The sequence below is a fragment of the Cupriavidus sp. 10L45 genome (assembly GCF_056395225.1).
Genome location: NZ_JBFTJC010000004.1, coordinates 1 through 13,111 on the forward strand (window position 1 = coordinate 1; position 13,111 = coordinate 13,111).

Here is a 13,111-nt window from a genome sequence, read left to right on the forward strand (position 1 = left end):
CAGCGCGGCTTGTTGATCGGGCCGTAGACCAGCGGGGACGCTTCCGGGTCGAACTCATCGTCGGCGCACATGCCGTAGACCTCGGAGGTCGACGGGAACACCAGGTGCTTCTTGTACTTCACGGCCGCGCGGACCATCGGCAGGTTGGCTTCGAAATCGAGCTCGAACACGCGCAGCGGGTGACGCACGTAGGTGGCCGGGGTGGCGATGGCCACCAGCGGCAGCACCACGTCGCACTTGCGGATGTTGTACTCGATCCACTCCTTGTTGATGGTGATGTCACCTTCGGAGAAGTGCAGGCGCGGATGGTTCACGAGATCGCCGAGGCGGTCGGAGGCCATGTCCATGCCGTAGACCTCCCAGTTGGTGGTCTCGAGGATGCGGCGCGTGAGGTGATGGCCGATAAAGCCGTTGACGCCAAGAATCAGGACTCGCTTGGGATGCATGGTTTCAGACAGGAACAGAAAGGTAAGCAGGAAAGCCGGTCAGCGCGACGTCGGGCTCGGGGTGGGCACGTTGGTCACCACCACCCGGCGCCAGTCGCGCGCCACCACGTACAGCGGCAGCGTGGGCGACAGCGCCAGATAGTTCTCCGGCGACATCACGGCCATGGCGGGCTGGCCGTTGCGCCAGACCTTGGCGAACGCGGCCATATCGGGCAGCCAGCGCTCCGGCTCCACCTCGGTGCCGAAGGACAGTTCGTCCGCCTCCGCCACCATGGTCAGCGGGTGCTGGACGTAGAACGGCAGGGTGTGATCGAGCATCTTCACGCCATAGAACGGCATGCCCGGGGTGAGCTTCTGCTGGACCAGCGGGGCGATGTCCGCGCCGGACGCCGGGCCGCCCACGGTTTCATGGCCGACCAGCGCCACCGTGAAGCCCAGGTACATGCCGAGCGCATACACGGCCACGCTGGGCAGCACGCCGCGCCGCAGGAGCCAGCGCGCGGCGGCAATGCCCAGCAGCATCACCACGAACGCCGCCGCTGCCCAGATCGCATAGGCGCGATAGAAGGCGTTCGGCGTATGGTTGGCGTTGAGCGTGGCCACCACCGGGCTGACCAGCAGGCCGCACGCGGCCACGATGGCCATGCCGCCGAGCTGGCGCCGCCAGGCGCGCACGTCGAGGCGGTCCAGCGCCACGCCGGCCAGGATGCCCATCGCCGGGATCACGGGCACGATGTAGCCCGGCAGCTTCGAACGCGACAGGCTGAAGAACACGAAAATGGCGATGGCCCAGATGCCCGCCAGCAGCGCCGGGCGGAAGCGCTCCGCCGCATCATCCGGCTCATCGACCGGCGGCGTACCGATGGCACGCCACAGGCGCGGGAACAGTCCCACCCACGGCAGGAAGCCGCCCACCACCAGTGGCAGGAAGTACCAGATCGGCCCCGGCCGCGAGTGGACGCCCGAGGTATAGCGCTGCCAGTGTTCGTGGATAAAGAAGAAATGCAGGAATTCCGGGTTCCGCACCGATACGAGCCAGAACCACGGCACGGCCACGGCCAGCAGCACCAGCATGCCGGTGAATACGTGCAGCCGACGCCACAAGCGCCAGTCGCGCGTGATGCCTATATAGATAACGAGGACCAGCCCCGGCAGCGCTACGCCCACCAGCCCCTTGGTCAGCACGGCGGCGCCCATCGCCGCCCAGCAGGCGAGCATCCAGCCGCGCCGCGCGCTGGCCGAAGCGGCGGGATGCTGCGCCAGCAGCATGCAGGCGAGCACGCAGGCCATCACGCCGGCCAGCGTCATGTCGAGGGTGTTGAAATGCGCCGCGACGCTCCACATCGGCGCCGCCAGCAGGGCCAGCCCCGCAAAGGCCGCCGCGCGGATGCCGAACCAGCGCCACGTGGCCAGCATCGACATGACGATGCCCGCCAGCCCGGCCAGCGCCACGCAAAGCCGCGCCTGCCATTCGCCCACGCCCCACAGCGCGTACGTCAGCGCCGTGACCCACATATGGAACGGCGGCTTCTCGAAGTACTTCAGCGCGTTGTAGCGGATGGTGACCCAGTCGCCGGTAGCCAGCATCTCGCGCGAGATTTCGCCGTAGCGGCCCTCGTCCGGCCCCAGCAGGTGCCGCATGCCGAGCGTGCCGAACCAGACCAGCAACGCCACGGCGATGAACGCAGCGGCCCAGGCCATGGCTGGCGACCAGGCGCCCAGGCGCCAGCCCTCCAGCGGACGGGCCGGGGTGACGGCGGGCTGCTGAGTGGACAGGGAGGGGGACTGCGGATGAGACTGCGATTGCGGCATGCGCGCGGGGGGACTGGGTGAGACGAGCGCGCAGGTTAGGAGAGCAACCTTAATCCCACATTAAGCGTGCGACGCCGCCCGCGCGGTGCTACGCTTCACGCCGTTCCCCGTGCCGTATGCGCCCTTTTTCGCACCCAAGATGAGAATCCTTATCGTTGAAGACGACCCCATGCTCGGCGACGGCCTGCAACGCGGGCTGAAGCTCAAGGGGCATGCCGTGGACTGGTTCACCACCGGCGCGGAGGCGGATCGCGCCATCGCCAACATGCAATACGACGCCGTGGTGCTCGACCTCGGCCTGCCCGACGACGACGGCGTGGCCCTGCTCGCCCGCTGGCGCCAGCAGGGCTGCCAGACGCCGGTGCTGATGCTGACCGCGCGGGATGCGGTGTCCAGCCGCATCGGCGGCCTCGATGCCGGCGCCGACGACTACCTGATCAAGCCCGTCGATCTCGACGAACTCGCCGCCCGGCTGCGCGCCGTCACGCGACGCAGCGCGGGCATGCCCGAGCCGGTCTGGCACCACGGCGCGCTGGCCTACCAGCCGGCTGCCCGACAAGCTACGTGGCAGGGCCAGCCCGTGGACCTGACTGCCCGCGAGGCCATGCTGCTCGAGGTGCTCCTGGCGCACCCGAGCCGCGTGCTGACGCGCGAATTCCTGCGCGAAAAGCTCTACGCCTGGGAACAGGGTTCGGAGAGCAACACGCTCGAGGTCCACATCCATCATTTGCGCCGCAAGATCCACCCCGGCATCGTCCGCACCCTGCGCGGCGCCGGCTACACGCTCGGCACGCCGGAAGCCATCGCCAGCCCCGGAGACGACGCATGACCCTGCAGCGGCGCCTGATCCTGGCCGTGCTGGTGGGGGTGGCCCTCGCCTGGAGCCTCACCAGCGTGTTGATCTACCTCAGCACACAGGAGGAGATCAACGAGCTGTACGACACCGCCATGGTGCGCATGGCCCAGCAGATGCAGGCCGTGCTGCCGCTGATCAATGTGGGCGCGGTGCCGCAGCCGCCGCCCCAGAACGGTCCCCTGCCCGGCGATGCCGATCTGGGCGACATGGGTGACGCGGGCCTGGGCGACCTCGCCATCGCCGCGTGGCGGCCCGGCGGCGAGCCGCTGCATATCGATCCGGACGGCGACCGCCTGCCCCGCGCGCCGCGTGTGAAGGGCTTCACCAACGTCTCCATCGACGGTGTGCCGTGGCGGCTTTACTACCTCGACGATCCGGTGGAAGGCTGGCGCGTCTGCGTCGGACAGATCCAGGCCGAGCGCGAGGAACTGGTGGTGTCCTACCTCCAGGCCCAGGTGCTGCCGTGGGTGCTGGGCGTGCCGCTGCTGATGGCGCTGGTGGTGTGGGCCGTGCGCGCCACGCTGCGGCCGCTGCGCGCGCTCTCCACTGCCATCGCCGCGCGCGCCCCCGGCGACCCCGCGCCGTTGGAATTGGCCGATGTGCCGCCGGAACTGGCGCCGTTGGTCGGCGCGATGAACACCCTGCTCCACCGCGTCTCGGCGCTGATCGAGCACGAACGCCAGCTCACCGCCGATGCCGCACACGAGATGCGCACCCCGCTGGCCGCGCTCAAGGCGCAGTGGGACGTGGCGCGCCAGTCGAACGATCCCGAGGAACGCGCGCAGGCCTCTGCGAACGTGGAGGCCGGCATCGACCGGCTGAGCCATCTGGTGTCCCAACTGCTGACCATGAGCCGGCTCGAGGACGAGGACACGCAGCCGGTGCGCGCGGCGGTGGACTGGCGCGAGATCGTCCAGCAGGTGCTGTCCGATTGCCTGACGYTGTCCGAGCGTCGCCAGGTGGACATGGAGGTCACGTGGCCGGCGGCCATCCACCCGCCCCTGCCGGTGTGCGGCGATCCGGCACTGCTCGGCATCATGCTCCGCAACCTGATGGACAACGCCATCCGATACAGCCCCGCCGGCACGCTGGTGACGCTGGCCTTCGCCCCAGACGCGATCACGGTGTCCGACCACGGCCCCGGCGTGGCGCCCGGCCTGCTGCCGCGCCTGGGCGACCGCTTCTTCCGGGGCGTCGGGCAGCGTGAACAGGGCAACGGGCTGGGCATCTCCATCGCCCGGCGCGTGGCCACGCTGCACGGCCTGTCATTAACTTTCGATAACCTCGCCAGCAGCGGCCGCACCGGGCTGCTCGCCACCATCCGCCCCGCCGAGGGCCAGACGCCGCCCCCCCAATCGCCATGAGTGCCGTGCCAGACCTCGAACACACAGACGCCCGCGGCAACGCCTGGGCGGTCTTCCTGATCTTCCTACGGCTGGGGCTGACGTCGTTCGGCGGCCCGGTGGCGCATCTCGGCTATTTCCGGGAGGCCTTCGTCACGCGGCGGCGCTGGTTCAGCGAGCAAGCCTATTCCGATATCGTCGCGCTCTGCCAGTTCCTGCCCGGGCCGGCCAGCAGCCAGGTCGGCATGGTGATCGGGCTGTCCCGGGCCGGCTACCGGGGCGCGCTGGCGGCATGGCTGGGCTTCACCATGCCATCGGCCATCGCGCTGATCGTGCTGGCGATGGGGCTGTCGGCCACCGGCAACCATGTGCCGGAAGGCCTGCTGCACGGCCTGAAGGTGGCGGCGGTGGCCGTGGTGGCGCAGGCCGTGTGGGGCATGGCGCGTTCGCTCTGCCCGGACGCGCCGCGTCTGAGCGTGATGGCGCTGGCGGCGACGGCGGTCATCGTCGTGCCGTCGCCGTGGTGCCAGGTGGCCGTGATGCTGGCGGCGGGGCTGGCCGGCGCGCGCTGGTTCCGGCCCGCGCAGGCGCAGCCGCACGCGGCGCTGCCGGTGCCCATCGGCCAGCGTGCCGGCGCGGCCTTCCTGCTGGCGTTCGTCGTATTGCTGGTGGCACTGCCGCTGGCCCATCGGCTGTTTCCGAGCCAGCCGTTGGCAATGTTCGATGCCTTCTACCGGGCCGGCGCGCTGGTGTTCGGCGGCGGCCACGTGGTGCTGCCGCTGCTCCAGGCGGCCGTGGTGCCTACGGGCTGGGTCGACAACGACACCTTCCTGGCCGGCTATGGCGCCGCGCAGGCCGTGCCGGGCCCGCTGTTCACGTTCGCCGCCTTCCTCGGCGGCGCGATGCAAACGGCCCCCTCAGGATGGGCGGGCGGCATGCTCTGCCTCGTGGCGATCTTCGCGCCATCGTTCCTGCTGGTCTTTGGCGCGCTGCCGTTCTGGGAGCGGCTGCGCCGCAACGCCGGCACGCAGGCGGCGCTGGCCGGGGTGAACGCCGCCGTGGTCGGCCTGCTGGTGGCGGCGCTGTACTCGCCGGTCTGGACCAGCGCGATCCACGCCCCGGCGGACTTCGCGCTCGCGCTGCTGGCACTGGTGGCCTTGGCCGCGTGGCGGCTGCCGCCGTGGGGCGTGGTGCTGGCCTGCGCGGCGGCGGGCTGGGCGCTCGGGGGCTGAAGTGTCGAGGTATTAGCCCGGCAGCAATGCGCTGGCGTCGTACATCGCCGCGAACTCGGGGCTCGGCGGAATGGGCTGGATGATGTCCAGCATCACGCCGCTGGGGTCCACGGTAATGAAATGGCGCTGGCCGAACGCTTCGTCGCGCAACGACAGCAGGATCGGCAACCCCGCCGCCTGCATGCGGGCGTGCACCGCGTCCACATCCTCCACTTCGAAATTGAGCAGCAGCCCCGCCGCCCGCTGGCCGCGCGCCGGGGTGGGAATCGTCTCATGCGTGCAATCGAGAATGGCGAGGTTCGTGCGCGCGTCGGCGTTGGACTGCAGGTGCACGTACCAGTCGCTCTCGAACAGCGGGCGGAAATCCACGTGCTGCGTGTAGAACGCCACCGTCTCCGCCACGTTCGTGGTCATGATCACCGGGTAGTAACTCGTGGTTTTCATCGCAAGTCTCCGTTGTGGCGCGCCGGCCGGGCGCGGATCGCATAACATACAGCCTGTATCTTTCCAGAATTTATAACATACAGGCTGTATGTATGCAAAGTAAAAAGACCCGTTCGAACCAGGAACGGACAGAAGCGACGCGCGCTGCCCTGCTATCCGCCGCGCGCAAGCTGTTTGTCGAAAAGGGCTATGCGGCCACTTCCACGCCCGAGATTGTGGCGGCGGCAGACATCACGCGCGGCGCGCTCTATCACCATTTCGCGGACAAGCAGGACCTGTTCCGCGCCATCCTGGAGGAGGAGGCGCGCGCCGTGGCCGGGGAGATCGAGCTGGCCGCGCCGGACGCGCTGCCGGTGCGCGCGGCATTGATCGCCGGCAGCGAGGCCTATCTGGCCGCCATGACGGTGCCGGGCCGCACCCGGCTGTTGCTGATCGACGGACCGGCCGTGCTCGGCACCGAAGCGATGTTCGCGCTCGATGCCGCCCACGCGGGCCGCACGCTGCGCGAGGGTCTGGCGATGGCGGTCGGCCACGGGCTGCCCGGCGGCACGCCGATCGATGCGCTGGCCGCCCTGCTCTCGGCCGCCTTCGACCGCACCGCGCTGGCCATCGCATCCGGCGCGGACGCCAACGCATTCCGCGCGGCGATGATCGGCATGATCGAACGGACAGTGGCGCCATCGTGATGCGCGCGTGGCGGTGGCTCGTCGGCAGCGCAATGGCCGCCACGCTGGCAGGCTGCAACGCCACGCCTGCTGCCGCCCCGGTCACGCCGGTCACCACCATCGACGTCGTGGAAGGCGACTGGCACACCGAACTCTGCATCCGCACCGAGGACGCCGATGCGCGTCTGCTGCGGCTGACCGTGGGCTACGCCGGCTCGCGTTTTCTTTGTTTTGGATTTGGGGATCGTCAATACCTGCTGAGCCGCGAGCGCGGCCCGATGACGCTGATCTCGGCGCTGTTCCCCGGAGAAGGCGCCATCCTGCTGACGATCCTGCGGGATACCCCAGCGGCGGCCTACGGCGCCGGTAACGTGGTGCGGCTCGCGCTCGACGAAGCCGGCATCTCGCAATTGCGCGAGTTTCTTGGCGATGCGGTGCAGACGGACGCGTCGGACAAGCCCATCGGCCTCGGGGATGGTCCCTACGAAGGCGGCCTGTATTTCGCGGCCACGGCCACCTACGCGGGCTTCTACACCTGCAATACGTGGACCGCGCACGCCCTGCGCACGGCCGGCGTGCCGGTGCGCGGGCCGGTGCTGTTTGCCGAAGGGGTGATGCGGCAGGTGCGCGAGATTGCGGCGGCGGCCCCGGAGGCGCCCTGAGACAGCTAGCGGGGCCGCCGCCCGCCGTTCTCCTAACGGCGTGGCGTCACGCCATCAGTCCTTCAGCAGCGCGGCGCGTCGTTGCACATCGGCAAGATCGCCGCTGACCGCCTTGGTCAGCCGCTGGCCATAGTCGGCATCGGCCTTGTAGAAGTGGCTCAGCATGATCTGCTTCACTTCCGCATGCTTCACCACGCCGAGGTCGGCCGCCAGGTTGCCGATCAGGTTCTCCTGCCCCGATTTGGACAACTTGCGATAGTAGTCGCCGGCTTGCGTGAAGTTGTCCGTGCGAGCGATCGGCGCCTGCTGGGTCGTGCCCGCCAGCGGCGTGCGTGCAAAGCGATAGTGCGGATTGTCGGAATACGCCCCGGCCATCCGCGACGGCTGGTAGTTGATATCGCCCGTCGTGCCGCCGATATCGCCATGCCCGTCGCTGTTGTAGTTGCGGACCGCCACGCGCGGACGGTTGACCGGCAGCTTCTGCTTGTTGGCGCCGAGCCGGTACGTCTGCGCGTCGTAGTACGAGAACAGCCGGCCCTGCAGCATGCGGTCTTCGGACGGCTCAATGCCCGGCACAAGGTTCGACGGCGCGAAGGCCGACATCTCCGAGGTCTCGAAGAAATTCTCCGGCACGGTATTCAGCGTCATGGTGCCGAGCTTGCGGAACGGCACGTCGGGCCAGACCTTGGTCGAATCAAGTGGATCGAATCGATATTTGCCGAGATCCTCGGGCTTCATCAGCTGCACGTAGAAGTCCCATTTCGGGAAATCGCCCCGCTGGATGGCGCCGAACAGATCGCTGGTGAGGTTGTTGAAGTCGGCGCCCTGGATCTTCGCGGCCTCTGCCCGGGTGAGATATTTCTCGCCCTGGCGCGGACGCCACTGGAACTTGGCGTAGTGCACCTCGCCCTTGGCGTTGATCAGCTTGTACGCGTGCACGCTGTTGCCCTGCATCATCCGGTACGACGCCGGGATGCCGAGGTCCGAATAGAGCTGCGTCAGCATATGGGTGCTCTCCGGCACGCTGCTGAAGAAGTCGAAGAAACGGTTCGGGTCCTGCAGGTTGGTCACGGGCGACGGCTTCAGCGAGTGAACCATGTCCGGGAACTTGATCGCGTCACGGATAAAGAAGATGGGCGTGTGGTTGCCCACCAGGTCCCAGTTGCCCTCGTCCGTGTAGAACTTGGTGGCGAAGCCGCGCGGATCGCGCACGGTCTCGGGCGATCCCTTGCCGTGGATCACCGTCGAGAACCGCACCGTGACCGGCGTGCGCTTGCCAGCCCCGGCGAACACCTTGGCGGTAGTCAGGTCCGAAAAATCGCCTTCGGACACAAATTCTCCCTGTGCTGCAGTGCCGCGTGCGTGCACCACGCGCTCGGGAATCCGCTCCCGATGGAAGCGCTGGAGCTTCTCGATCAGGTGGACGTCCTGCAGCAGCGTGGGACCGTTCGGGCCGGCGGTCTGGGAGTTCTGGTTGTCGCCGATGGGCGCGCCGTTGTCGCGCGTCATGGTCTGGGCACCGGCGGAGAGGGAAAACAGGGCAGCAAGGCCGTAAGCGACGGGTCTGAGTGCGAATCGTCTGAATCGAGCCATTTTGTGGGTCCTCGGAAATGCCTGAAAACAGGCAAGTGAGGGGGCGCCGCGCCATCTTATTTGGCCCGCCTGCCACGGCGCCAATTGTGATGTTCAATGACCCTGATGCATTGCATCAATCGATGCGCCGCACCATTTCTTACACCCGTTTGAGATGTTGGATGCCGCGTGCGCCAGCGCTACAGTGACGCGGCTTCACCTATCGAATAAAAACGAATTCCAAGGAGACATCATGCATCGAGCTGTTTCGCAGGCAGCCCTGTTCGTCGTGGCCGGCCTCCTCTTGTCGGGATGCGGCGGTAGTGACGATCCACCACCTGCTCCGCCTGTCGCCGAAACCCCGCCGCCCACCGTGCAGCCCGAGGACGCGCGACCGCAGGACACCCGCACGTTCACCATCGACACCGCCGCCGTGACGCAGAAATTCACGCCGATGGCGGGCGCACCCGCCGCCGACCGCTGGTCCGGCGTGCTCGGCAAGGCCGGCTACATGGTCGAGGTACCTGCGGCCTGGAACGGCAAGCTCGTGATGTATGCGCATGGCTACGCCGGCACCGGCAACGCGCTCGACGTCAATCCGCCAAGCATCCGCCGTCACCTGCTGGAAGCCGGCTATGCCTGGGCCGCGTCCAGTTATTCAACGAATTACTATGACGTGCGGGCCGGTGTGGAAGACACGAACGCGCTCGCGCTGGCCTTCGTCAACATCGCCAAACAGAACGGCCGCACGCTGGCCGCGCCGACGCGCGTGTACATCATCGGCCATTCGATGGGCGGCCATGTCAGCGCGGCGGCCGTGGAAGCCGAGACGATCGCCACGGCCAACCACAAGGTCACGTACCACGGCGCGGTGCCGATGTGCGGCGTGGTGGGCGACACCGAGCTGTTCAACTACTTCGGCGGCTACCAGACCGCCGCCCAACTGCTGGCCAACGTGCCGGCCACGTCCTGGCCCGTGAGCAACTGGGCGCAGATCGTGACCTCGGTGCAGGCGGCGCTGTTCACCACCTACCCGGTCACCAACACGGGCCAGGGCGAGAAACTCCGCCAGATCGTCAAGAACCTGACCGGCGGCGAGCGGCCGATGTTCGCCATCGGCTTCAGCGGCAGCCCCGCCTCCAAGAGCCTGCAGGACGCGGTCTGGAGCACCTTCGGCCAGGATGGCACGGTCAACGGCGTGCTGACGCAGAACGTGGTGGACACCACCGGCCTGACCTTCCAGATGGATGACGACGCGGCGCTGACGCCCGAGGAGCAGGCGATCAACACCTCGATCTTCCGCGTGAAGCCGGTGGCCGACGCCAACCGCCTGCGCCGCGACGGCCTGCGCTGGATCCCGAAAACGGCCGCGCAGATCAGCGTGCCGGTGCTGACGCTGCACACGCTGGGCGACATGTACGTGCCCTTCAGCATGGAGCAGATCTACAAGCGCCGCGCGGACACCAACGGCACGGCGAAATGGCTGGTCCAGCGTGCGATCCGGGGCATCAGCCACTGCGATTTCACCGTGGCCGAGCAAGTGCGCGCGTTCGACGACATGGTGGCCTGGGAGCAAACCGGCACCCCTCCCACCGGCGACGACGTGCTGACGCCATCGGTGGTGGCCAACGCCAACTACGGCTGCAAGTTCACCGACAACACGCTGGGGGCGGACGACTCAGACACCAACAAGGCCCTGCGGCAGGGGGCGGCGATGGCGGCGCCTTGTTTGCCGTAGCGGGCTGGAAATGAAAACAGAGCCGTCGGGAGACGGCTCTGTTTGTCAACTAGCGTGGATTATCTGGCGATATGGTCGGAAGCTGGACAGCAGTAATTGGGGCACCGTGCCGCGACAGCAATCTCGACTGTGTGGAGCATTTGGTCGTCGGCTCCCCTCATGTCCGTGTGGCGGATCTGCGGAGGTTCAGCCAACGCGCTATCCGGCATACCCGAGTTCTTCAGCAGTCGCTGCACGTGTTCCACTCTCGTTTCGGCCGTTTTACGGGTAACCCCATAGCCCTCCCACGCGACGATTATTATTGCGTCGAACCCCGAGGGAAAATACTTTCGCGTCTGGATCCGCCAATCCGCAAACCGCTTGACCTCCGTGGTCGAGAGCGTCGTCGAACCGGGAAGAAACTTCACTTCGTGCGTGGCTGCCGACAGACTGCAGGTGTGGGAACCAAAGCTTGTGAGCGTGAACGTTGCGATCACTGCGAGGCACGTCAGGGTTTCCATTTGTGGTCTCCGGAGCCGTGCGGGAACATAGCCGACGGCCACCAGATTTTCTCGGCTGAACCGCTCGAAGAGCCGTCGGGAGATGGCTCTGTTTGTCGTGTTGGATTGAATCAGCGGACGACGTTGTCGGGGAGTGGTTCGAGGCTGCAACAGTAGTTGGGGCAGTGAGCAAGGGCGTCGATACGCACCACATCTGGCCCATCGGTTATTGATGCGGTATACCACGGCCGTATTTCCACCTCTTTCAGCGCATCCTGAGGCAGGCCGGAGTTCAATAACAGCCTCTGAACCTCTGAGATCCGCTTCTTCGCCATTTCACCGGTAATGCCGCGCCCTTCGAATCCCAAAAGGTAGACATCGAAGCCAGAATAGAATTTCTTGCGGGTGCCAACTCGCCATTCGGCAAATTTCTTGATCTGGTGGACTCCCACAGCTGTAGCGCCATTTTCGAAGTACACGGTGTGCTCCACTTCGAGCATATGGCAGGCGCCGGCATTAAATGTTATGGCGGCGAGAATTAATGCAACTGTAAGGCGACTCAAGGATTTCATCGTCCCCCTCCATTACCAGTTCGGAACGTCGGCGACATATGCAGCGATGTTATCGGCATTTTCAATGACGAATCTATTGCGGAGCTTCGCCAGCAGCCGGGCCGCCTTGATGCCAGAATAGCGATCTACCGTGTCCATTGCAGCGGGAAAATGGGAAACCTCATGAATAAAAACCGTGGTCATACTGCTGACATTTTCGATTATTCCTTGATAATTCCTCTTTTCCTCATGCAAATAACAAAACGTGGTGCCAATGAATATCGCAAACGTCTTATCGGGCTTACAGACGCTCGCCCATGCCGGTTCAGCGCCTTTCCCGGCGGCGGGCACACAGCCAACGCGCCGCACCGCTTCCTCACTAAAGCGCTCGAAATTTTTCTCGGTAAGCGATAGAGAGATTTTCCGAATTCTCGTGATTCCCTCACGCAAGCGTTTGCGAATGTCCGGCGTGGCATTCGCAAACCAGATGCGTACCTTATCCTTATCCGACTCGCTCCAGCGCGCCAGTTCCATCAAACGCGCCTCCATGTGTGCGACGGCAATATCCCGTACCCGCATGACCGCCGCATAGAATTCCGCGTTGGTCATATTGGGACAAATCATCGTCGGATCCGCCTCGTACGCGGCAAGACTCGCTGCGTCAGGCGTGGTTGTACGGCCCGCCAAATTGTTATGGGTGTACGGCATTTTCGAATCGGCGCCCGCCGCCGCGCCCTTCACATTGCCGCTGACAACCTCCGTGGACATCGTGAACTGCGATGCAAACACCCGCGGCTTTTCCTTGCATTGGCAATACACGCGCGCGCCTTCCACCAGCACGGATTTCCCCATGTCGGTCCAGCGTGGATCGCAGTCGTTGTAGACCGGGCCGCCGACCTTGCAGGCGGGGCACGTGGCGTGGTCCCCTTCCAGGCCAAGGCGTTTGCCCATGTTTGTAGAATCGCTGGTGGCGATCAGCCAGCCACCAGTGCCGGTGCGGCTCGCCCCATCCAGCATGTGCCGCTTGTCGTTTCGCATCATGTCCTCTTCCATTCATGGTAAGAGCACACAGCATCACGTGACGCGATTGAGGCGGTCTATAGCAGTTCTCTGAATTCGCGCGGCGTGCGGGGAGTTTCCCGCCGCGGCTTCCGAATCGTCGTGGGACTGCAATGGAAATGTGCCGGCGCACAAACAAATAGAGCCGTCCTTAGGACGGCTCCGATTCCCCGCTTGCTTGGCAATCCACCCGACCCATCCCGTAGCTCTATGGCTTGTCGTGGATATCGGTCAGGCGGTGTTTTGTCGGGC

The 13,111-nt window shown here is 66.0% G+C and carries 13 protein-coding genes; 6 read left to right on the forward strand and 7 right to left on the reverse strand.

Going from position 1 to position 13,111, the window contains the following annotated elements; translation table 11 throughout:
• Together AC1DFU_RS08060 and AC1DFU_RS08065 are read right to left on the reverse strand one after the other, a co-directional pair.
• On the reverse strand, positions 1 to 446 hold a 446-nt coding region (locus AC1DFU_RS08060; protein WP_441592685.1), incomplete at its 3' end, for a bifunctional UDP-4-keto-pentose/UDP-xylose synthase.
• A gap of 39 nt (positions 447 to 485) precedes the next feature.
• Entirely contained in the window at positions 486 to 2,258 is a 1,773-nt protein-coding gene (locus AC1DFU_RS08065; protein ID WP_441592686.1) for a glycosyltransferase family 39 protein, read from the reverse strand.
• Between the two features lie 139 nt (positions 2,259 to 2,397).
• Here AC1DFU_RS08065 and AC1DFU_RS08070 point away from each other — a divergent pair, with 139 nt between their 5' ends.
• Genes AC1DFU_RS08070 through chrA form a run of 3 tightly spaced genes read left to right on the forward strand, consistent with a single transcriptional unit; the run spans position 2,398 to position 5,689 of the window.
• On the forward strand, positions 2,398 to 3,087 hold the full coding sequence (locus AC1DFU_RS08070; RefSeq protein ID WP_092295131.1) for a response regulator: 690 nt from the start codon (positions 2,398 to 2,400) through the stop codon (positions 3,085 to 3,087).
• On the forward strand, positions 3,084 to 4,478 hold the full coding sequence (locus AC1DFU_RS08075) for an ATP-binding protein (protein WP_441592687.1): 1,395 nt from the start codon (positions 3,084 to 3,086) through the stop codon (positions 4,476 to 4,478). The genes AC1DFU_RS08070 and AC1DFU_RS08075 overlap by 4 nt, the downstream gene beginning before the upstream one ends.
• The gene (chrA, locus tag AC1DFU_RS08080; protein ID WP_441592688.1) at positions 4,475 to 5,689 is read left to right on the forward strand and encodes a chromate efflux transporter; all 1,215 of its coding nucleotides are present in this window, start codon (positions 4,475 to 4,477) and stop codon (positions 5,687 to 5,689) included. The genes AC1DFU_RS08075 and chrA overlap by 4 nt, the downstream gene beginning before the upstream one ends.
• Positions 5,690 to 5,701: 12 nt before the next feature.
• Here chrA and AC1DFU_RS08085 read toward each other — a convergent pair whose 3' ends face one another.
• On the reverse strand, positions 5,702 to 6,133 hold the full coding sequence (locus AC1DFU_RS08085; protein ID WP_441592689.1) for a VOC family protein: 432 nt from the start codon (positions 6,131 to 6,133) through the stop codon (positions 5,702 to 5,704).
• Between the two features lie 92 nt (positions 6,134 to 6,225).
• Here AC1DFU_RS08085 and AC1DFU_RS08090 point away from each other — a divergent pair, with 92 nt between their 5' ends.
• Together AC1DFU_RS08090 and AC1DFU_RS08095 are read left to right on the forward strand one after the other, a co-directional pair.
• Entirely contained in the window at positions 6,226 to 6,819 is a 594-nt protein-coding gene (locus tag AC1DFU_RS08090) for a TetR/AcrR family transcriptional regulator (protein WP_092295068.1), read from the forward strand.
• A complete protein-coding gene (locus AC1DFU_RS08095; protein ID WP_092295067.1) occupies positions 6,819 to 7,460 on the forward strand; it encodes a DUF2459 domain-containing protein in 642 nt (213 codons plus the stop codon). The genes AC1DFU_RS08090 and AC1DFU_RS08095 overlap by 1 nt, the downstream gene beginning before the upstream one ends.
• A gap of 54 nt (positions 7,461 to 7,514) precedes the next feature.
• Here the strand turns inward: AC1DFU_RS08095 and AC1DFU_RS08100 are convergent, their stop codons facing one another.
• A complete protein-coding gene (locus tag AC1DFU_RS08100; protein WP_092295065.1) occupies positions 7,515 to 9,053 on the reverse strand; it encodes a catalase in 1,539 nt (512 codons plus the stop codon).
• A gap of 232 nt (positions 9,054 to 9,285) precedes the next feature.
• On the opposite strand from AC1DFU_RS08100, the gene AC1DFU_RS08105 reads away from it, so the two are divergent.
• Positions 9,286 to 10,770 carry an alpha/beta hydrolase gene (locus AC1DFU_RS08105; RefSeq protein WP_441592690.1) on the forward strand — a complete coding sequence of 495 codons (1,485 nt, stop codon included), beginning with the start codon at positions 9,286 to 9,288 and terminating at the stop codon, positions 10,768 to 10,770.
• 59 nt (positions 10,771 to 10,829) lie between these two features.
• Here the strand turns inward: AC1DFU_RS08105 and AC1DFU_RS08110 are convergent, their stop codons facing one another.
• The 3 genes from AC1DFU_RS08110 to AC1DFU_RS08120 all read right to left on the reverse strand — a co-directional run bounded on the left by AC1DFU_RS08110 (position 10,830) and on the right by AC1DFU_RS08120 (position 12,841).
• Complete coding sequence (locus tag AC1DFU_RS08110) at positions 10,830 to 11,270, reverse strand: hypothetical protein (protein WP_441592691.1); 441 nt, start codon at positions 11,268 to 11,270, stop codon at positions 10,830 to 10,832.
• Positions 11,271 to 11,380: 110 nt separating this feature from the next.
• Positions 11,381 to 11,821, reverse strand: a complete 441-nt coding sequence (locus AC1DFU_RS08115; RefSeq protein ID WP_144203527.1) for a hypothetical protein — start codon at positions 11,819 to 11,821, stop codon at positions 11,381 to 11,383.
• 12 nt (positions 11,822 to 11,833) lie between these two features.
• On the reverse strand, positions 11,834 to 12,841 hold the full coding sequence (locus AC1DFU_RS08120; RefSeq protein WP_441592692.1) for a M35 family metalloendopeptidase: 1,008 nt from the start codon (positions 12,839 to 12,841) through the stop codon (positions 11,834 to 11,836).
• Positions 12,842 to 13,111: the final 270 nt, after the last annotated feature.

Coding starts and splice junctions, on each gene's coding strand:
- AC1DFU_RS08100 (WP_092295065.1), bottom strand. CDS start 9,053: ATGGCTCGATTCAGACGATTCGCACTCAGACCCGTCGCTTACGGCCTT.
- AC1DFU_RS08105 (WP_441592690.1), top strand. CDS start 9,286: ATGCATCGAGCTGTTTCGCAGGCAGCCCTGTTCGTCGTGGCCGGCCTC.
- AC1DFU_RS08085 (WP_441592689.1), bottom strand. CDS start 6,133: ATGAAAACCACGAGTTACTACCCGGTGATCATGACCACGAACGTGGCG.
- AC1DFU_RS08065 (WP_441592686.1), bottom strand. CDS start 2,258: ATGCCGCAATCGCAGTCTCATCCGCAGTCCCCCTCCCTGTCCACTCAG.
- AC1DFU_RS08120 (WP_441592692.1), bottom strand. CDS start 12,841: ATGATGCGAAACGACAAGCGGCACATGCTGGATGGGGCGAGCCGCACC.
- AC1DFU_RS08095 (WP_092295067.1), top strand. CDS start 6,819: ATGCGCGCGTGGCGGTGGCTCGTCGGCAGCGCAATGGCCGCCACGCTG.
- AC1DFU_RS08115 (WP_144203527.1), bottom strand. CDS start 11,821: ATGAAATCCTTGAGTCGCCTTACAGTTGCATTAATTCTCGCCGCCATA.
- chrA (WP_441592688.1), top strand. CDS start 4,475: ATGAGTGCCGTGCCAGACCTCGAACACACAGACGCCCGCGGCAACGCC.
- AC1DFU_RS08070 (WP_092295131.1), top strand. CDS start 2,398: ATGAGAATCCTTATCGTTGAAGACGACCCCATGCTCGGCGACGGCCTG.
- AC1DFU_RS08110 (WP_441592691.1), bottom strand. CDS start 11,270: ATGGAAACCCTGACGTGCCTCGCAGTGATCGCAACGTTCACGCTCACA.
- AC1DFU_RS08090 (WP_092295068.1), top strand. CDS start 6,226: ATGCAAAGTAAAAAGACCCGTTCGAACCAGGAACGGACAGAAGCGACG.